Source organism: Janthinobacterium breve, from assembly GCF_051380895.1.
GTDB lineage: Bacteria > Pseudomonadota > Gammaproteobacteria > Burkholderiales > Burkholderiaceae_D > Janthinobacterium.
The window spans coordinates 1-17,643 of the sequence record NZ_JBNYXY010000005.1 but is presented as its reverse complement, the minus strand read 5'-3'; the positions used below and the strand labels follow the sequence as shown (position 1 = coordinate 17,643).

The following is a 17,643-nucleotide window of genomic DNA, read 5'->3' as shown; positions in this document are numbered from 1 at the left end:
GAGGCCAGCGCCGGTTTGCGCCTACTTGCGCGGCTCGTGGATCCGGAATTTCCTGACGATGCCCGCCTGGTCGAACATGACGGCCACTTCGCGCGTGCCTTTTTCGCCCAGCAGGGGGATCAGCCGCGTCACCTTGGGCGTTTGCAACTGGTTCTTGTAGACCCAGACTTCATAGCCGGGATCGAAGCTGACCACGGTGGCGTTGCCCAGGGCCGCGTCGAGGTCGAGGCGGGTGGTCTTGCCGACCTTGATGTTCTGATAGATGGCGCCGTTGTCCGGCGCGCGGTTGACCTTGTATTCACTGGCGGTGCACATGGCCACGGCCAGGCCCGCGAGGCAGGAAGCTGCCAGTTTTATCAATGTGTTCATATGGACTCCCAGTGTGCATCACTGCTTCCAATCTCAGAGGGGACGGGCGTGATGTCAGGAGGGGAGTGTGCTTGTGTCGCGACGAATGTGCTACAAGATTATACAAAGGCGCACAAAACGATGCCACCAGTACAGGTAGCCGGTACTTTTACCGGCTCTGTAATACGTCGGTCGAGAGCGCCAGGGTTTCCTTGATTTCTTCCATCACCACATAGCTTTTTGATTGCGCGGCGCCCGGCAGCTGCAACAGCATGTCGCCCAGCAGTTTGCGGTACTCGGCCATTTCATGGATGCGCGCCTTGATCAGGTAATCGAAGTCGCCCGACACCAGGTGGCATTCCTGTACCTCGGGAATTTGCAGCACTTCGCGGCGGAATTGCTCGAAGGCGGACGCCGACTTTTGATTCAGCGTAATCTCCACAAAGACGAGCAGCTTGGCGCCCAGCGCGGCCGGGTTCACCTTGGCGTGGTAGCCCGTGATGACGCCGTCGCGCTCCATGCGCTTGACCCGCTCGATGCAGGGCGTGATGGACAGGCCCACCTGTTCGCCCAGGTCTTTCATCGAGATGCGGCCATCCTGTTGCAGGATGCGCAGGATGTGGCGGTCCAGCTTGTCGAGGCCACGTGCCGATTCTTTAAGGATTCTCATGATTTATTGCTGAATATCTCGATTTATACGTGAACAAATACTGGCTCTTTCCCAATATGATAGCGGTTAATCTGGCGTTAGCCTAAAAAATATAATGAGGAAACTATGCGTATCGTGATTCTGGGTAGCGGCGTCATCGGCGTCACCAGTGCCTACTATCTGGCCAAGGCAGGACATGAGGTGACCGTCATCGACCGCCAGCCGGGCCCGGCACTGGAAACCAGCTTCGCGAATGCGGGGCAAATCTCGCCCGGCTACGCCTCGCCATGGGCCGCGCCCGGCATTCCCCTGAAAGCCGTGAAGTGGATGATGCAGCGCCACGCGCCACTGGCCATTTCGCTCGACGGCAGCGCCGCCCAGCTGAAATGGATGTGGCAGATGTTGCGTAATTGCACACCGGAAGCGTATGCCGTGAACAAGGAGCGCATGGTGCGCCTGGCTGAATACAGCCGCGACTGCTTCAAGGTGCTGCGCGCCGAGGCGGGCATCACCTATGAAGGCCGCCAGCAAGGCACGATGCAATTGTTCCGCACTGAAAAGCAATACAACGACGCCGCCAAGGATATCGAAGTGCTCAAGGATGCAGGCGTGCCGTATGAAGTGCTGCAGCGCAACGAGTTGTCGCGCGCCGAACCGGCCCTGGAAGGTGTCAAGGACAAGCTGTTCGGCGGCTTGCGCCTGCCCAACGATGAAACGGGCGATTGCCAGCTGTTTACCACGCGCCTGTCCGAGATGGCCGTGGCGCTGGGCGTGAAGTTCCGTTATGGCGTGGCGATCGACGCGCTGCTGACGCAGGGCGACGAAATTGCTGGCGTGCAATGCGGCGCGGAAATCGTCAAGGCCGATTCCTATGTGGTGGCGCTCGGTTCCTACTCGACCGGCTTCATGAAGCCGCTGCTGGACATCCCCGTGTATCCACTGAAGGGTTATTCGATCACCGTGCCTATCGTCAACGCGGCCAAGGCGCCCGTGTCGACCATCCTCGATGAAACCTACAAGATTGCCGTCACGCGTTTCGACGACCGCATCCGCGTGGGCGGCATGGCGGAAATCGCCGGTTACAACCTGGACCTGAATCCGCGCCGCCGCGAAACCCTGGAAATGGTCGTCAATGACCTGTTCCCTGGCGGCGGCAACACGGCGGAGGCCACGTTCTGGACGGGCTTGCGTCCGATGACGCCGGATGGCACGCCGATTGTCGGCCGCACGCCGCTGCGCAACCTGTTCCTGAACACGGGTCACGGCACGCTGGGTTGGACCATGTCTTGCGGTTCGGCGCAATTGCTGGCCGACCTGATGTCGTCGAAACAGCCGGCGATTCTGGCCGACGACCTGTCCGTCAGCCGCTACAGCGGCGCGCAGCGCGGCGGCAAACTGCAATACGCGGGAGCCTGAGATGGCGGCCAGCATGCCTCTCAAGGAGCGTAGCGGCGCCATCCTGACGGTGGACCTGGACGCTCTGCGCGCCAACTACCGGCTGCTGCGCGACAAGGCCCATCCGGCCGCCTGCTCGGCCGTGGTGAAGTCCGACGCGTATGGCCTCGGTGCCGCGCAAGTGGGCGCGGCCCTGTATGAAGAGGGTTGCCGCCATTTCTTCGTGGCCCACCTGGAAGAGGGCATCAGCCTGCGCCCGCACGTGGCGCCGGATGCGGCCATCTTCGTGCTGCACGGCCCGCCCGTCGATACGGAAGGCGAATTCACGGCCCACGGCTTGACGCCCGTGCTCAACAGCGAGCCGCAGGTGGCGGGCTGGCGCAAGCATGCAGCAGCGCTGGGCACCACCCTGGACGCCATCGTGCAGGTCGACAGCGGCATGTCGCGCATGGGCTTGTCGCCGCAGGAAATCGATGGCTGGCTGCTGGATGCACACTTTCTTGACGGCATCAAGGTGCGCTACATCATGAGCCACCTGGCGTGCGCCGACGAGCGGAGCAACCCCATGAATGGCGAGCAGCTGGCCCGTTTCATCGCCATCCGCGCCCGTTTGCCGCAGTACCGCGCCAGTCTGGCCAATTCCTCGGGTATCTTCCTGTCGCCCGACTATCACTTCGACCTGGTGCGCCCCGGTGCGGCCCTGTACGGCATCGGGCCGCAGGGCGGCGAACCCAATCCCCTGCGCTCCGTGGTCCGACTGCAAGGCAAAGTGCTGCAAACGCGCACGATCGCCGCCGGCGACCACGTGGGCTACAGCCGCCGCTACACGGCCAGCGAGCCGCGCCAGGTGGCCACCGTCTCCGTCGGTTATGCCGACGGCTGGCTGCGCAGCATGAGCAACCAGGGCCTGGCCATCGTCGACGGCGTAAAAGTGCCGCAGATCGGCGCCATCTCGATGGATTCCATTACCCTGGACGTGAGCGCCATCGCGCAGGAGCGCGTGGTGCCGGGCAGCCTGGTCGACCTGATCTGCGCCGAACACCCGGTCGACGCCGTGGCGGCCATGGCCAATACCATCGGCTATGAAGTGTTGACGAACCTGGGCGGGCGCTATTACCGCGAGTACCAGGGATTGGCCGGCGCCGCACGCTAGGCAGCGCCAAACCGATGATTGTGTGGCAAGATAGCCCTGACGTGCATCGCACCTCAGGGCTTTTTTTTAACCATCATCGGGGATTTTCATGAGCCAATATCAAGTCGCAATCATCGTCGGCAGCCTGCGCAAGGATTCCTTCAACCGCAAGCTGGCCGACGCCATCATCAAGCTGGCGCCGCCCGAGTTTTCTTTTAAACATATCGACATCGGCGACTTGCCGCTGTACAATCAGGATGACGATGGCGCGCAGGCCGAGCAGGTACTGCGCCTGAAGTCGGATATTTCCGCTTCGCAAGCCTTGCTCTTCCTCACGCCCGAATACAACCGCTCCATCCCCGGCGTGCTGAAAAACGCCATCGACCATGGTTCGCGTCCGTACGGCCAGAGCGTGTGGGGCGGCAAGCCGGGCGCCGTGCTCGGTGTTTCCGTGGGTGCCACGGGCACGGCGCTGGCGCAGCAGCATTTGCGCAATGTGCTGGCCTATCTGGACGTGCCCCTGCTGGGCCAGCCCGAGATGTTTATCCAGGCCAAGGAAGGTCTGTTCGACGAGCATGGCGGCATCGGCCCGGCCAGTCTGGGCTTCTTCCAGGGCTGGATGCAGCGCTATGTGGACTGGGTCAGGAAGCACGCCATCCACGCTTGATGCAAATCAAGGCGGCAGCGTCCTGCGTTGCCGCTTGTACACATTCTTTGACCATTGATGCCAAGATTTCAATATTGGCACGGGTGTCTCGGTATAATGCGCCTTTTCTTTAGCGCAACACTTCCACCATCCCATTTTTGCCGACGCCATGTGGACTAAACCTGTTCCGCGCATGAATTTGCGCCGTTTGATCGTGCTCGTGGCCTTTGCCAGCGCCCTGGTGTCCCTGGCCAATACGTTTTATGCCAGCTACAGCGTGCAGCGCCAGTTGCTGATCGATACCACGCTGGAAGCGAACCACGCGTATGCGAGCAAGTTGGCCAGCACGGCCGAGGATTTCCTGCAGTCGGCACGCCAGCAGCTCGCTTACAGCGCCGGTGGGCTGCCGGCGCGCATGGGCGACGACGCCTGGCTGACGGACGAGGCGCAGCGGCTGCGCCTGCAAACGAACAGCTTCAATTCCGTGCTCATCGTCGATGCCCAGGGCAAGGTGCTGGGCGTGTCGCCGGAAACGCTGGCACTCAAGCACCGCACGCTCGATTCGGCCGGCGCCGTGCAGGCGCTGCGCGAGCGGCGCCCGCTGGTGACGCAGCCGTACATGTCCTCGGCCGGCAACCTGGTGGTCTTCATCTCGCATCCCATCCTTGGCAAGGATGGCCGCTACCTCGGTTATGTGGGCGGCAGCATCTACCTGAAACAGAAAAACATCCTGTACACCATGCTGGGCCAGCATTACTACCGCGACGGCTCCTACCTGTACGTGGTGGACCAGAACCGCCGTCTGCTATACCACCCGGACCCCGAGCGCCTGGGCGACGTGGCCGGCAGCAATGAAGTGATCGACGCCATCATCGCGCAGCAGGGCGGCGGCAGCCGGCGCATGCACAACAGCCTGGGCGTGGACATGCTGGCTGGCTACGCCATCATGCCGTCGACGGGCTGGGGCATCGTGGCACAGCGTCCGACGGCCATGACGCTGGCCCCGCTGAACCAGTTGATGGTCAATACGGTGTGGCATTCGCTGCCGATCGCCTTGCTGAGCCTGCCATTCATCTGGTGGCTGGCCAGCCTGATTTCACGGCCCCTGATGCAGCTGGCCGAGGGCGCGCGGCGCATGGATGCGCCTGGCACGGCAGAACGCATCGCCGCCATCCGCTCGTGGTATGTGGAAGCGGCGCAGATCAAGAAAGCCTTGCTGAAAGGCCTGGCGCTGCTGCAGAACAGGATAGGCAAGCTGAAGACCGACGTGCAGACGGACCCGCTGACGGGCTTGTCGAACCGGCGCGGCATGGCGGCGGCGCTGGACGATTGGCAGGCGCAGGCGCGGCCCTTTTCCGTCATCGCCTTGGATATCGACCATTTCAAGCAAGTCAATGACCGTTGGGGTCATGCCGTGGGCGACGACGTCATCCGGCGCCTGGCGCAGCTGATGCGCGCCTGTTCGCGCGATGCCGACGTTCTGTGCCGCAATGGCGGCGATGAATTCATCATGCTGCTGCCCGACGCCGACCTGGATGTGGCCATGCAAGTGGCCGAGCGCCTGCGCGCCAAGGTGGCCGCCGCCGTGATTCCCGGCGCGGGCGCCATCACGGTCTCGCTGGGCGTGGTCTCGTCGTCGCACGGTGCGCGCAGCACGGACGCCGTGCTGCTGGCCGCCGACGCGGCCCTGTATGTGGCCAAGGAAAATGGACGCAACCGCGTGGGCCTTGCCGAGCCCGCCTGAGACTTTTTCCCACCGGATCGGTTTGACCTTGTCATTCGGCAAACGTCAAACTGATCCTATGTTTACTCCCGATTCTGAGTCTGTTATGTTTTACTGGCAAAGCCTAGAGTGGAGGCCTGGGTAAAACAGACGTCACACGTCGGGAAGGCAACACATGTTAGGGCTTACGTCACTGGAACTGGCACGCGTCCAGTTCGGTTTCACCATCTCATTCCACATCATTTTTCCTGCGATTACCATCGGCCTGGCCAGTTACCTGACGGTGCTGGAGGCGGCGTGGCTGCGCACGCAGGACGCTGTGTACCGTGACCTGTACCACTTCTGGTCGAAGATTTTCGCCGTCAATTTCGGCATGGGCGTCGTTTCCGGCCTCGTCATGGCTTACCAGTTTGGCACCAACTGGAGTTTCTTTTCCGATTACGCGGGCAGCATCACGGGGCCGCTGCTGGCCTATGAAGTGCTGACGGCCTTCTTCCTGGAAGCGGGCTTCCTGGGCGTGATGCTGTTCGGCTGGCACCGCGTGGGGCCCGGCCTGCACATGTTCGCCACAGCCATGGTGGCGCTCGGCACTTTGATCTCGGCCACCTGGATCATCGCATCGAACAGCTGGATGCAGACGCCGCAGGGCCATGCCATCGTCGACGGGCGCGTGGTGCCTGTTGACTGGCTGGCCGTCATCTTCAACCCCTCGTTCCCGTACCGCTTGCTGCACATGAGCGTGGCCGCCTTCCTCGCCACGGCCTTGCTGGTGGTGGCGTCGGCCGCCTGGCATTTGCTGCGCGGCAATGACAATGGGGCCATCCGCAAGATGATGGGCATGGGCTTGTCCATGCTGCTGATCGTCGCGCCCCTCCAGGCCGTGATCGGCGACCTGCATGGCTTGAATACCCTGGAGCACCAGCCGGCGAAGCTGGCCGCCATGGAAGGCCACTGGGAAAACACGGGCAACGAGGGCACGCCGCTGATCCTGTTCGGCTGGCCCGACATGGCGCGCGAGGAAACCCTGTACAAGGTGGAAATCCCCCGCCTGGGCGGCCTGATCCTGGCGCACGACTGGAATGGCACGATTCCCGCCCTGAAGCAATTCGCGCCGCGCGACCGGCCCAATTCGCCCGTCGTGTTCTGGTCCTTCCGCCTCATGGCGGGGCTGGGCATGCTGATGATCGCGCTGGGACTCTGGAGCGCGTGGCTGCGCTGGCGCGGCACCCTGTGGCGCTCGCGCCTCTTCCTGCGCTGCGCCCTGTGGATGGGACCCAGCGGGCTGCTGGCCATGCTGGCCGGCTGGTACACGACGGAGATCGGCCGCCAGCCGTGGACGGTGTACGGCTTGCTGCGCACGGAGGACGCCGTCTCGGCGCATGGCGCCACGCAGCTGGGCATCACCCTGGTGCTGTTCATCGTCATCTATTTTGCCGTCTTCGGCACGGGCATCGGCTACCTGCTGCGTTTGATCCGCGTGGGGCCGCAGCCGCACGAGGGCGAGCGCGTCGAGCATGGCGGGCCCGGCCAGGAACGCACGCCCGCGCGGCCCATCTCGGCCGCGCATGTTGAAGCAGAAGGAGGAAATTCGCATGGGCATTGATCTGCCACTACTGTGGGCCATCATTATCTTGTTCAGCATCATGATGTATGTGGTGATGGATGGTTTCGACCTGGGCATCGGCATCCTGTATCCGTTTTTCCAGGAGAAGAGCGAGCGCGACGTGATGATGAATACGGTCGCACCCGTCTGGGACGGCAACGAAACCTGGCTGGTGCTGGGCGGCGCCGGCATGCTGGCCGCCTTTCCGCTCGCCTATTCGGTGGTGCTCAGCGCCTGCTATCTGCCGCTCAGCTTCATGCTGATGGGCCTGATCTTCCGCGGCGTGGCCTTTGAGTTCCGCTTCAAGGCGCGCGAGCATGAACGCCATGTGTGGGACAAGGCGTTTATCGGCGGCTCCGTGGCCGCCGCCTTCTTCCAGGGCGTGACTTTGGGCGCCTACATCCAGGGCATGCCGGTAGTCAACCGCAGCTATGCGGGCGGCGCGCTGGACTGGCTCACGCCGTTCTCGCTGTTCACGGGCGCCGGGCTGGTGGTGGCGTATGCCTTGCTGGGCAGCACCTGGCTGATCATGAAGACGCAGGGCAGCCTGCAGGCGCGCGCGGGCCGCATCACGCGCGTGCTCGTGTGGCTGCTGCTGGGCGTGATCGCCGTCATCAGCCTGTGGACGCCGCTGGTCGACCCGACCATCGCCGCGCGCTGGTTTGCGCTGCCGCAACTGCTCTGCTTCCTGCCCGTGCCGCTGCTGGTACTGGGCGCGGGCTGGCTGTTGCTGCGGGCCCTGCGGCGCGGGCAGCAAACGATGCCATTCCTGTGCACGCTGGCGCTCGTTTTCCTCGGCTATACGGGCCTGGGCATCAGCGTGTGGCCGCACATCATCCCGCCGTCGGTGACTATCTGGCAAGCCTCGTCGCCGCCACAAAGCCAGGGTTTTACGCTGGTGGGGGCGCTGTTCATCATCCCCGTCATCCTGATGTATACGGTGTGGTCCTATTATGTGTTTCGTGGCAAAGTCCACCCGGAAGATGGATATCACTGATGAAACACATCAAACAGGGACAACAAGCATGGTGGAAACGACTGGCCTGGATGGCCGGCATCTGGCTGCTCAGCGTGGCCGCCCTGGGCCTGGCCGCGTGGGCGATGCGCCTGCTGATGCGGGCGGCGGGGATGGGCAGTTGATGGCGGACGCAGGATTGCCCGGCGTGCAGTGTCAGGTCGCTGGCCAGCGCCACCCGCTGGCCTTCCTCGGCTGCCGCGAACTCAACTATGGCCAGCGCTGCGCGCTGCCGCTGCACCCGTTTCGCCTGAGCGTGCCGGAAGCGGCGCTGGCGGGGCTGCTGGACGAGCCCTTCAACAGTTTCCTGCAGACTTGCCGCGAAGACGACCTGCAGTACGAGGAAAGCGACTTGCCCGAACTCAAGGAAGCCGGCTACCCCGACATCACGGCCATGCTGGCGGGCCACCGGCCGCTGCTGGCCGGGATGCTGGTCGACTTCATGATCGGCGACTTGCTGGCCGCCATCGGGCGCGCCAGCGGCTACCTGCCACCGCGTGCGCGCCACTGGGGAGATGTGGAGGCGGCCGATGGCCGCGCCTATTTCACCATCAATGAGGTGCAGCAAGTGTCGTTTGCCGATGGCCAGGCCGTATTCGAAGGGCAGGGCTATTACGGCGTCTACCTCATCTGGCTGACGCATGGCAACGAGGGCAAATAGGGACTTGACCTTCCTCATGTGGGAAGGTTTATAGTCCATGCCATGAACCGTGCCTTTTTCCGCTTTCTCGCCCGCTCGCTGCTCTGGCTGCTGGCCGTCACGCTGCCCTTGCAGGGCTTTGCGTCGGCCATGCGCAGCTGCTGCGTGGACGAGCTGGCGGTAAGGGTCACCGTCACCGCTGTAGCAATGCAAGCACCCCAGTGCCACGACATGGCCGACATGCAGATGGCGGACCAGTCGGTGCAGATGAAGATGGCCATGGATGATGGCGGCGCCACGCAGCATGGCCACGATTGCAGCAACCATGGCGCCTGCACGGTGGGCGCCACAGCGCCCCCAGGCATGCCCGCCTTGCACGCCTTGACCCTGCGCGCGCCGCCACCGGCGCTGGCGCCCGACTCCCTGTTCGACGGGCATATCCCGCCTGGTCCCGAACGTCCCCCGAGAAGCACGCGCTCCGCCTGACCGCCCGTTGAACCTGGCGGTGCGGCTGCAGCACGTCCATCGCGGCCGTGCTTGCCGCGCCCTCACGTTTCACCTGCGCGCCCGCCGCGCCACACCCTATTCAAGGAATACCATGAAATACCTGTTCAGCCTCGCGCTGTTGGTGCTGCCGCTGGCCGCCAGTGCCGCCAGCCCGGTCGCCGCCGCTCAGTCCCAGCCCCAGCCCACCCCGCAAGAGGCGCAAGCGCCCGTGCCGGCCACCACGTACCGCTCCGCCTTTGCCGGCTACCGTCCTGCCGTGGAAGACGAGGCCACGCCCGACCAGGCCTGGCGCGCCGTCAACGAGAAAGTCGGCAAGGCCGGCGGCCACATGGGCATGATGAAGATGGAGGGCCACAAGATGGAGGGCCACAAGATGCCAATGGATAAGTCCAGTCCCAAGCCGGCCGCCCAGTCCGCCCCGCAACACCAGCATGAAGGACATTGACATGGCCCGTTTCACAAAATCAACTTGTTTGACGCCGCTGGCGCTGGCGGCCGTCTTGCTGCTCAGCGGCTGCGCCAGCTTCAGCCAGGATGGCGGCATGCAGACGGTGTCTGCACTGGCCGACGCCCGCACGGGCGCTCCCGACGCGCTGGCGGACAAGGGCGGCGAGGACAAGCTGACGCAACTGCTGGCCCAGCCCCTGGACGCCGACAGCGCCGTGCGCATCGCCCTGATGAACAACCGCAGCCTGAAAGTGGCGCTGGCCGAACTGGGCGCGTCCGAGGCGGACCTGGTGCAAGCGGGTCGCTTGCGCAACCCGGGCCTGTCGTTCGGCCGCTCGCATGGCAGCCATGGCAATGAAATCGACCGCGGCGTCAGTTTCGACCTGGCGGGACTGCTGACCATGCCGATGCGCGTCAACATCGAGCGAGGCCGTTTCGAGCAAGCCAAGCTGCAGGCGGCCATCAGCGCCGTGCAACTGGCGTCTGACACGCGCCGCGCGTATTTCAATGCCGTCGCGGCCGTGCAGACGGAAGCTTTCATGCAGCGGGCGCTGGTATCAGCCGAGGCGGGCGCGGAACTGGCCACGCGCTTGCAGCAGGCGGGCAATTGGAGCCGCCTCGACCAGGCGCGCCAGCAAGTGTTTTATGCGGACGCCGTCGGCGACCTGGCGCGCGCGCGCCACCAGGCCACGGCCACGCGTGAGCACCTGACGCGCCTGCTTGGCCTTTGGGGCAAGCAGACAGCCTTTACTTTACCGTCGCGCCTGCCCGACTTGCCGGCCCAGGCAGCTGAGGCGGGCAATATCGAGGCGCAGGCGATGGAGCAGCGCCTCGACGTGCAAAGAGCGAAACTCGACGCGCATGCGACGGCCGACGCGCTGGGCCTGGCCAAGGTGACGGGTTTCGTCAATGTGCTCGACGTGGGCTACACCAACAAGAGCACGAGCGAAGCGCCGCGTGAAAACGGCTATGCGGTGTCCCTCGAATTACCCTTGTTCGACTGGGGCTCGGCGCGCAACGCCAAGGCGCAAGCCTTGTACGAGCAGTCGCTGCAGCGCACGGCGGGCACGGCGCTGCGGGCACGCTCCGAAGTGCGCGAGGCGTATTCCAGCTACCGCACGGCGTATGACCTGGCGCGCCACTACCGTGATGAAGTCGTGCCGCTGCGCAAGACGATTTCGCATGAAGTTTTGCTGCGCTACAACGGCATGCTGGCCAGCGTATTCGAACTGCTGGCTGACGCGCGCGAGCAGGTCGCCAGCGTCAACAGCGCCATCGACACCCAGCGTGATTTCTGGATCGCGCAAACCGAATTGCAATCAGCCATCAATGGCAGCGGCTCTGCCGCGAAGGAATAATGATGATTACACGTAGAAACTTTTTCATGAATGCGGGCGCCGTTGCCTTGAGCGCGGCGGCCGTCAGCCGCGTGGGTGCGGCATCGTTGCCGGAAGCCGTCAGCATGGCCGGCGCCGATACCAAAGCGCCGCCTCCGCCGCCGAACGGGCGGCCATTCAACCCCGTCGTCACCCTGAATGGCTGGTCCTTGCCCTGGCGCATGAACAACAACGTCAAGGAATTCCACCTTGTGGCCGAACCCGTCGTGCGCGAACTGGCGCCCGGCATGCAGGCCAACCTGTGGGGCTACAACGGCCAGTCGCCCGGTCCCACCATCGAAGTGGTGGAGGGCGACCGCGTGCGCATCTTCGTCACCAACAAATTGCCGGAACACACCAGCGTGCACTGGCATGGCCAGCGTTTGCCGAACGGCATGGATGGCGTCACGGGCCTGACCCAGCCGGGCATTCCTCCGGGCAAGACCTTCGTGTATGAATTCGTTGCCAAGCGGCCCGGCACCTTCATGTACCACCCGCATGCCGATGAAATGACGCAGATGGCCATGGGCATGATGGGGTTCTGGGTGACGCACCCGAAAGACCCGAATTTCATGAAGGTGGACCGCGATTTCGTCTTCCTGCTCAGCAACTACGACATCGATCCCGGCAGCTACACGCCGAAGATCATGACCATGACGGATTTTAATCTGTTCACCTTCAACAGCCGCGTCTTCCCGGGCATCGACCCCATGGTCGTGCGCCAGGGCGACAAGGTGCGCGTGCGCGTGGGCAATCTGACCATGACGAACCACCCGATCCACATGCATGGCCACGAATTCGAGGTGACGGGCACGGATGGCGGCTGGACCCGGCCCGAGTCGCGCTGGCCAGAGGTGACAACCGATATTGCCGTGGGCCAGATGCGCGCCGTGGAGTTCACTGCCACGGACCTGGGCGACTGGGCTTTCCATTGCCACAAGTCGCACCACACGATGAATGCCATGGGGCATGACGTGCCCACCATGATCGGCGTCGACCACCAGGGCGTGGCCGCGAAGATCAACCAGCTCGTGCCCGGCTACATGGTGATGGGCGAACGGGGCATGGCCGACATGGGCGAGATGCAGATGCCGATCCCCGACAATACCTTGCCGATGATGGCCGGCGACGGCCCCTTCGGCGCCATCGGCATGGGCGGCATGTTTACCACGGTGAAGGTGCGCAAGGACCAGAAACCGGGCGACTACCGCGACCCAGGCTGGTACAAGCACCCGGCCGGCAGCGTGGCCTATGAATGGACGGGCGCCTTGCCGGAACCGGTGCGCGGCCAGGCCACGGGCAAGCTGCCGGCCAAGGGCGGCGTGGAAATGACGGTGCGCAAGCCTGCCGGCCACAACGGGCATTAATTTCCGGCATCACTGGAATGACGGCGAACGGCTTGCTAACATGGCAAGCCGTTTTGCATGTTGTTGTACATCAAGGAATTATTGTTTGGTGACAATCCGAGCATTTTTTCCCGTGTTTTTTCTTTATATTCAAGCCAGTACGCTCCAGTTACATCGAGTATCGGCCAGTTTACGGGAGAAAACATGTTGAACCGGATGAAGGTGGGAACGCGCTTGCTGGCGGCATTTTTCTGTGTCGCGCTGATGGGGGCCATCGTGGCCGGCATCGGCATCTTCAACATGGGCAAGATCGATACCATGGCGGGGCAGATGTACAACAGCGAATTGCTGGGCTTGTCGCACATCAAGGAAGCCAACATCGCCTTGATCAAGGTGGGCCGCGCCCGTGGTAATTTCTTGCTGGCCACCACCGCCGAGGAGCGCGCCACGCGCCAGGCCGATATCGCCAAATTCCTCGACATGAATAAAAGCTACCTGGCCAAGGCGCAGCCGCTGTTCGTCACGCCGGCTGCCAAGGAGCTGTTTGCCCGTTTTGCCGCCGTCGAAGCGGACTATATTGCCACCATGCAGCAGGCGCTGGCGCTGGCCGCGGCCGAGCCGCTGGCCCAGCACAGCGCGCAACTGGTCGATCTGCTTAACAAGACGCGGCTGCATGCCGATGAACTCGACGGTGTGCTGGATAAACTCTCGCTGCAGAAAGAAGAGCGCGCCAAGGCAGCCGCCGAGCAGGCGTCCGGCGTGTACGAGGCCAGCCGCAGCTTCATGATTGCGCTGGTGCTGGGCAGCGTGGCGGCCGGCCTGGCGCTGGGGGCGCTGATCACGCGCGGACTGACGCGCCAGCTGGGTGGCGAACCGGCGTATGCCGTCAGGATCGCCGGCGCCATCGCCGGGGGCGACCTCACCGTGGATATCCGCACGGCCAGCCACGACAGCGCCAGCCTGCTGTTCGCCATGAAAACCATGCGCGACAAGCTGGTGGGCATCGTCAGCCAGGTGCGCTCGGGTACGGACACGATCAACACGGCTTCGGGCGAAATCGCCCAGGGCAACCTGGATTTGTCGTCACGCACGGAAGAGCAGGCCAGTTCGCTGGAAGAGACCGCTTCATCGATGGAGCAGCTGACGTCGGCCGTGCGCCAGAACGCGGACAATGCGCGCCAGGCCAATGTACTGGCCGGCGCCGCCTCCGAGGTGGCCGGCAAGGGCGGCGCCGTGGTGGGGCAGGTGGTGCAGACGATGGAATCGATCAATGCCTCCTCGCGCAAGATTGTCGACATCATCAGCGTCATCGACAGCATCGCCTTCCAGACCAACATCCTGGCCTTGAATGCGGCAGTGGAAGCGGCCAGGGCGGGCGAGGAGGGGCGCGGCTTCGCCGTCGTGGCATCCGAAGTGCGCAACCTGGCGCAGCGCTCGGCCAGTGCGGCCAAGGAAATCAAGACCCTGATCGGCGACTCCGTCGAGCAGGTGGAAATCGGTTCCAGACTTGTGCATGACGCGGGCAAGACCATGGATGAAGTAGTCACCAGCGTGCGCCAGGTGGCCGACATCATGCAGGAAATCACGGCCGCCAGCGCCGAACAGAGCGCCGGCATCGAGCAAGTCAACCAGGCTGTGCTGCAAATGGACCAGGTGACGCAGCAGAACGCGGCCCTGGTGGAAGAGGCGGCGGCTGCCGCCGCATCGCTGCAAGACCAGGCGCAGACCTTGACGGAACTGGTGGGCGTGTTTCGCCTGCATGCCCAGGCGCAACAGCTGGCCGTGGCGCCGGCCAGCAACGTCATGCCATTGCGCCGGCCGGCGCCCCCGGCCAGGCAGGGCGCGCGACGCCTGGCCTGAACGCGGCAGGATCGGCACAACACGCACACATGGGCTTGGTGGTAGGCTGTCGATATTACGCATTTGCCACTTCCGGGTCCCCCATGCCGTCTCTTCGCTCGCCGTTGTTGAGTTTCTCCCTGCTATTGCTGTCCCTGGCGCCATTGGCGCAGGCGCAGGAGGGCGATCCCGTCCTGCCGTACCGGCCTTCCGTGGCCAGTCCCGCCCAGCTGCCCGTGCCGGGCCAGCTGGAATTCGAGGTGGGTGGCTTGCTGTCGAAAACGGACGACACGCGCCGCGCCAGCCTGCCATACACGTTTAAACTGGCATTCACGCCCGAATGGGGCGTGCTGCTCGAAGGCGAAGGTTTTGTGCGCGCGCGCGATGAAACGGGCCGGCGCGAGACGGGCGTGGGCGACACGACCGTCGTGCTCAAGCGTGCTTTCTTGCTCGACAGCGCCACGGCGCTGGGTCTGGAACTGGGCTGGAAGTTGCCGACGGCCAAGGACAGCATCGGCAGCGGCAAGAGTGACGTGTCGCTGAACGGCATTTTCAGCCGCGACCTGGGCGCCGTGCACATGGACGCCAACCTGAACGCCACGCGCCTGGGGGCCTCGGACCCTGGCACGGGCAGGGTGCAGACGGGCTGGGCGGCCTCCTTTTCCACGCCCGTCAGCGCGCGCTGGGGCGCCACGGCGGAAGTGTCGGGCACGCGTTTGCGCGGCGCAGCGGCCACGGCGCAGTTGTTGCTGGCGGCCACGTACAGTCCCACGCCACGGCTGGCCATCGATATCGGCATGGCGCGCGGCTTGACGGCAGCGTCGCCGGACTGGTCCCTGTTCAGCGGCTTGGTCGTGCCTTTGGGCAAGCTGTGGTGAGTTTGCCACGGCTTTCCTTATGTGTCCTTGCGAACAAACTAGCCGGCGCACAAGGTCTACAATCGAGGCATAACTGATAAAAGGAGTGTCCCCATGAAAACCCTGATTCTTGCCGCCGTCTTGCTGTCGGCCGCCACCGCCGCTGTTGCCCAGGTGGGCGTTTCCGTCAGCATCGGCCAGCCGGGATTTTACGGACGCATCGACGTGGGTGACTATCCTGCGCCGCAATTGATCTATGCCCAGCCTGTCATCGTGCAGCGTCCGCAATACTATTCAGCCCGCCCCATCTATCTGCGCGTGCCACCCGGCCATGCGAAAAACTGGTCCAAGCACTGCCGCAAGTATAATGCCTGTAACCAAGAGGTCTATTTCGTTCAGGATAGTTGGTATAACAATCAGTACGTGCCCCGTTACCGCCAGCAGCATGGCGACCATGGCCGTCCAGCCGGACGTCCGCCACAACAGCATGGCCGCCCCGACTACGGCGACCGCGACCATCATGATGACCGCCGCGACGACAAGCGGGATAAGCATGAAGGCAAGCGCGACAAGCATGACGACAAACCGGGCAGGGGCCATGGCAACGACAATGGCAACGGCAATGGCAATGGCAATGGGCGCAGGGACTAAACACGCAAGCAGGAGGAATCTTTGCACAGTAAAACCGTTATCGTAGGTGGCGGCGCAGGCGGCCTGGAGCTGGCCTGCAAACTCAGCCGCAAGCTCGGCCCCGGCCAGGTGATCCTGGTCGACAGCCGCCTGTACCATATCTGGAAACCGTCGCTGCATGAGGTGGCGGCCGGCACCCTGGACATTCATCAGGAGGGCCTGTCTTACCAGATGCTGGCGCATGACAATGGTTTTACCTATGTCTATGGCCCCTTGATCGCGCTCGACGCGGCGTCGAACAGCCTCACCGTGGGCGCCATCGCCACCGACAAGGGCGAGCAGCTCTTGCCGCAACGGCAGATCCACTACGACCAGCTGGTGCTGGCCGTGGGCAGCACCTCGAATTACTTCGGCGTGCCCGGCGCCAAGGAAAACACGATTTCCCTGAATGCCACGGAAGACGCCGAACGTTTCCGCCTGACGCTGTTGAAACTGCTGGCCATGGCCGAGCAGCGCCTGGGCGATGCGGGCCATCCCGGCGTCGACATCGTCATCATCGGCGGCGGCGCCACGGGCGTGGAGCTGGCGGCCGAGCTGCGCGAAGCGAGCGGTGTGTATGCCGCGTATGGTTTCCAGAATCTCAACGCCATCAAGGACGTGCGCATCACCCTGCTCGAAGGGGCGCCGCGCATTTTGGCGCCGCTGCCCGAGCGCGTCTCCATCGCCGCCTCGAAACTGCTGCACCAGCATGGCATCAGCGTGGTGACCGATACGCGCGTCACCACGATCGAGTCCGACAAGGTGACGGTGGCCAGCGGCACCAGCTATGCGGCCGACATCTGCGTGTGGGCCGCCGGCATCCGCGCGCCGGAATTCCTGTCGACCCTGGGCTTGCCGACCAATCGCGCCGGCCAGCTGGAAGTGACGGGCATGCTCAATGTGCAGGGCCATGCGAATATTTTCGCGCTGGGCGACTGCGCCGCCTGCACGGGGCCGGACGGCAAGCTGGTGCCGCCGCGCGCCCAGGCTGCCCACCAGCAAGCCGATTACCTGCTGAAAACCTTCCTGCTGCAAGCGAAGGGCAAGCCGCCGCAAACCAAGCCGTATGAATACCTGGACTACGGTTCGCTGGTGTCGTTCGGGCGCACCACCTCGGTGGGCACCCTGATGGGGTCCCTGAAGGGCCTGAGCTGGTTCGTGGAAGGCTTTGTCGCGCGCATGATGTATGTCAGCCTGCACCTGATGCACCACAACGCCGTGCTGGGCAGCGTGCGCACGGCCGTCATGGCCATGGGCCGCTTCCTGATCAAGCGCAGCACGCCGCAGGTCAAGCTGCATTAACTCAGCTTGTATCCGATCAGAAAGGGGCCGCAAGGCCTAATGCCGTTCAGTTAAGACTGAACAGCATTTTTATTTTCCGGCTTGTAAACGTCAGAAGAGCCTGTTAACCTGCGATACATGCTTGATGACGCGATGCATTTTTTGACAGA

The 17,643-nt window shown here is 63.7% G+C and carries 18 protein-coding genes; 16 read left to right on the top strand and 2 right to left on the bottom strand.

Annotation, left to right across the window (positions count from 1 at the left end; all coding sequences use genetic code 11):
* Positions 1-21 precede the first annotated feature (21 nt).
* A complete protein-coding gene (locus ACQ4W0_RS10395) occupies positions 22-369 on the bottom strand; it encodes a hypothetical protein (protein ID WP_436503023.1) in 348 nt (115 codons plus the stop codon).
* 148 nt (positions 370-517) lie between these two features.
* Entirely contained in the window at positions 518-1,018 is a 501-nt protein-coding gene (locus ACQ4W0_RS10390; protein WP_034754979.1) for an Lrp/AsnC ligand binding domain-containing protein, read from the bottom strand.
* Between the two features lie 105 nt (positions 1,019-1,123).
* Between ACQ4W0_RS10390 and ACQ4W0_RS10385 the strand changes: the two genes are divergently transcribed.
* The 16 genes from ACQ4W0_RS10385 (at position 1,124) to ACQ4W0_RS10310 (ending at position 17,494) form a co-directional block, all read left to right on the top strand.
* Positions 1,124-2,413 (top strand): D-amino acid dehydrogenase, encoded by a 1,290-nt coding sequence (locus ACQ4W0_RS10385; protein WP_436576658.1) that lies wholly within the window; start codon positions 1,124-1,126, stop codon positions 2,411-2,413.
* 13 nt (positions 2,414-2,426) lie between these two features.
* Entirely contained in the window at positions 2,427-3,545 is a 1,119-nt protein-coding gene (gene alr, locus ACQ4W0_RS10380; protein ID WP_436576657.1) for an alanine racemase, read from the top strand.
* A gap of 88 nt (positions 3,546-3,633) precedes the next feature.
* Positions 3,634-4,191, top strand: coding sequence for an NADPH-dependent FMN reductase (locus tag ACQ4W0_RS10375; protein ID WP_436576656.1), 558 nt, complete (start codon positions 3,634-3,636; stop codon positions 4,189-4,191).
* A 148-nt stretch (positions 4,192-4,339) separates the two neighbouring features.
* On the top strand, positions 4,340-5,914 hold the full coding sequence (locus tag ACQ4W0_RS10370; protein WP_436576655.1) for a sensor domain-containing diguanylate cyclase: 1,575 nt from the start codon (positions 4,340-4,342) through the stop codon (positions 5,912-5,914).
* A gap of 154 nt (positions 5,915-6,068) precedes the next feature.
* Complete coding sequence (locus ACQ4W0_RS10365; protein WP_436576654.1) at positions 6,069-7,496, top strand: cytochrome ubiquinol oxidase subunit I; 1,428 nt, start codon at positions 6,069-6,071, stop codon at positions 7,494-7,496.
* Complete coding sequence (gene cydB, locus ACQ4W0_RS10360; protein ID WP_436576653.1) at positions 7,486-8,493, top strand: cytochrome d ubiquinol oxidase subunit II; 1,008 nt, start codon at positions 7,486-7,488, stop codon at positions 8,491-8,493. The genes ACQ4W0_RS10365 and cydB overlap by 11 nt, the downstream gene beginning before the upstream one ends.
* Complete coding sequence (locus ACQ4W0_RS10355) at positions 8,493-8,636, top strand: DUF2474 domain-containing protein (protein ID WP_436576652.1); 144 nt, start codon at positions 8,493-8,495, stop codon at positions 8,634-8,636. The genes cydB and ACQ4W0_RS10355 overlap by 1 nt, the downstream gene beginning before the upstream one ends.
* Positions 8,636-9,172: a hypothetical protein gene (locus tag ACQ4W0_RS10350; protein WP_436576651.1), complete on the top strand. Its 537-nt coding sequence runs from the start codon at positions 8,636-8,638 to the stop codon at positions 9,170-9,172. Before ACQ4W0_RS10355 ends, ACQ4W0_RS10350 begins: the two co-directional genes overlap by 1 nt.
* A 42-nt stretch (positions 9,173-9,214) precedes the next feature.
* On the top strand, positions 9,215-9,637 hold the full coding sequence (locus tag ACQ4W0_RS10345) for a hypothetical protein (RefSeq protein WP_436576650.1): 423 nt from the start codon (positions 9,215-9,217) through the stop codon (positions 9,635-9,637).
* Between the two features lie 112 nt (positions 9,638-9,749).
* Positions 9,750-10,103 (top strand): hypothetical protein, encoded by a 354-nt coding sequence (locus ACQ4W0_RS10340; protein WP_436576649.1) that lies wholly within the window; start codon positions 9,750-9,752, stop codon positions 10,101-10,103.
* Between the two features lies 1 nt (position 10,104).
* Positions 10,105-11,463, top strand: coding sequence for a TolC family protein (locus ACQ4W0_RS10335; RefSeq protein ID WP_436576648.1), 1,359 nt, complete (start codon positions 10,105-10,107; stop codon positions 11,461-11,463).
* A 2-nt stretch (positions 11,464-11,465) separates the two neighbouring features.
* Entirely contained in the window at positions 11,466-12,848 is a 1,383-nt protein-coding gene (locus ACQ4W0_RS10330; protein WP_436576647.1) for a multicopper oxidase family protein, read from the top strand.
* Between the two features lie 183 nt (positions 12,849-13,031).
* Positions 13,032-14,687, top strand: coding sequence for a methyl-accepting chemotaxis protein (locus ACQ4W0_RS10325; protein ID WP_436576646.1), 1,656 nt, complete (start codon positions 13,032-13,034; stop codon positions 14,685-14,687).
* Between the two features lie 83 nt (positions 14,688-14,770).
* Positions 14,771-15,544 (top strand): transporter, encoded by a 774-nt coding sequence (locus tag ACQ4W0_RS10320; protein ID WP_436576645.1) that lies wholly within the window; start codon positions 14,771-14,773, stop codon positions 15,542-15,544.
* A gap of 93 nt (positions 15,545-15,637) precedes the next feature.
* On the top strand, positions 15,638-16,174 hold the full coding sequence (locus ACQ4W0_RS10315) for a hypothetical protein (RefSeq protein WP_436576644.1): 537 nt from the start codon (positions 15,638-15,640) through the stop codon (positions 16,172-16,174).
* A gap of 21 nt (positions 16,175-16,195) precedes the next feature.
* Positions 16,196-17,494, top strand: a complete 1,299-nt coding sequence (locus ACQ4W0_RS10310; RefSeq protein WP_436576643.1) for an NAD(P)/FAD-dependent oxidoreductase — start codon at positions 16,196-16,198, stop codon at positions 17,492-17,494.
* Positions 17,495-17,643: the final 149 nt, after the last annotated feature.

What these genes read in the sequence shown, in the direction of transcription:
- ACQ4W0_RS10395 (WP_436503023.1), bottom strand. Translation starts at nt 369, where the DNA reads ATGAACACATTGATAAAACTGGCAGCTTCCTGCCTCGCGGGCCTGGCC.
- ACQ4W0_RS10390 (WP_034754979.1), bottom strand. Translation starts at nt 1,018, where the DNA reads ATGAGAATCCTTAAAGAATCGGCACGTGGCCTCGACAAGCTGGACCGC.
- ACQ4W0_RS10385 (WP_436576658.1), top strand. Translation starts at nt 1,124, where the DNA reads ATGCGTATCGTGATTCTGGGTAGCGGCGTCATCGGCGTCACCAGTGCC.
- alr (WP_436576657.1), top strand. Translation starts at nt 2,427, where the DNA reads ATGCCTCTCAAGGAGCGTAGCGGCGCCATCCTGACGGTGGACCTGGAC.
- ACQ4W0_RS10375 (WP_436576656.1), top strand. Translation starts at nt 3,634, where the DNA reads ATGAGCCAATATCAAGTCGCAATCATCGTCGGCAGCCTGCGCAAGGAT.
- ACQ4W0_RS10370 (WP_436576655.1), top strand. Translation starts at nt 4,340, where the DNA reads ATGTGGACTAAACCTGTTCCGCGCATGAATTTGCGCCGTTTGATCGTG.
- ACQ4W0_RS10365 (WP_436576654.1), top strand. Translation starts at nt 6,069, where the DNA reads ATGTTAGGGCTTACGTCACTGGAACTGGCACGCGTCCAGTTCGGTTTC.
- cydB (WP_436576653.1), top strand. Translation starts at nt 7,486, where the DNA reads ATGGGCATTGATCTGCCACTACTGTGGGCCATCATTATCTTGTTCAGC.
- ACQ4W0_RS10355 (WP_436576652.1), top strand. Translation starts at nt 8,493, where the DNA reads ATGAAACACATCAAACAGGGACAACAAGCATGGTGGAAACGACTGGCC.
- ACQ4W0_RS10350 (WP_436576651.1), top strand. Translation starts at nt 8,636, where the DNA reads ATGGCGGACGCAGGATTGCCCGGCGTGCAGTGTCAGGTCGCTGGCCAG.
- ACQ4W0_RS10345 (WP_436576650.1), top strand. Translation starts at nt 9,215, where the DNA reads ATGAACCGTGCCTTTTTCCGCTTTCTCGCCCGCTCGCTGCTCTGGCTG.
- ACQ4W0_RS10340 (WP_436576649.1), top strand. Translation starts at nt 9,750, where the DNA reads ATGAAATACCTGTTCAGCCTCGCGCTGTTGGTGCTGCCGCTGGCCGCC.
- ACQ4W0_RS10335 (WP_436576648.1), top strand. Translation starts at nt 10,105, where the DNA reads ATGGCCCGTTTCACAAAATCAACTTGTTTGACGCCGCTGGCGCTGGCG.
- ACQ4W0_RS10330 (WP_436576647.1), top strand. Translation starts at nt 11,466, where the DNA reads ATGATTACACGTAGAAACTTTTTCATGAATGCGGGCGCCGTTGCCTTG.
- ACQ4W0_RS10325 (WP_436576646.1), top strand. Translation starts at nt 13,032, where the DNA reads ATGTTGAACCGGATGAAGGTGGGAACGCGCTTGCTGGCGGCATTTTTC.
- ACQ4W0_RS10320 (WP_436576645.1), top strand. Translation starts at nt 14,771, where the DNA reads ATGCCGTCTCTTCGCTCGCCGTTGTTGAGTTTCTCCCTGCTATTGCTG.
- ACQ4W0_RS10315 (WP_436576644.1), top strand. Translation starts at nt 15,638, where the DNA reads ATGAAAACCCTGATTCTTGCCGCCGTCTTGCTGTCGGCCGCCACCGCC.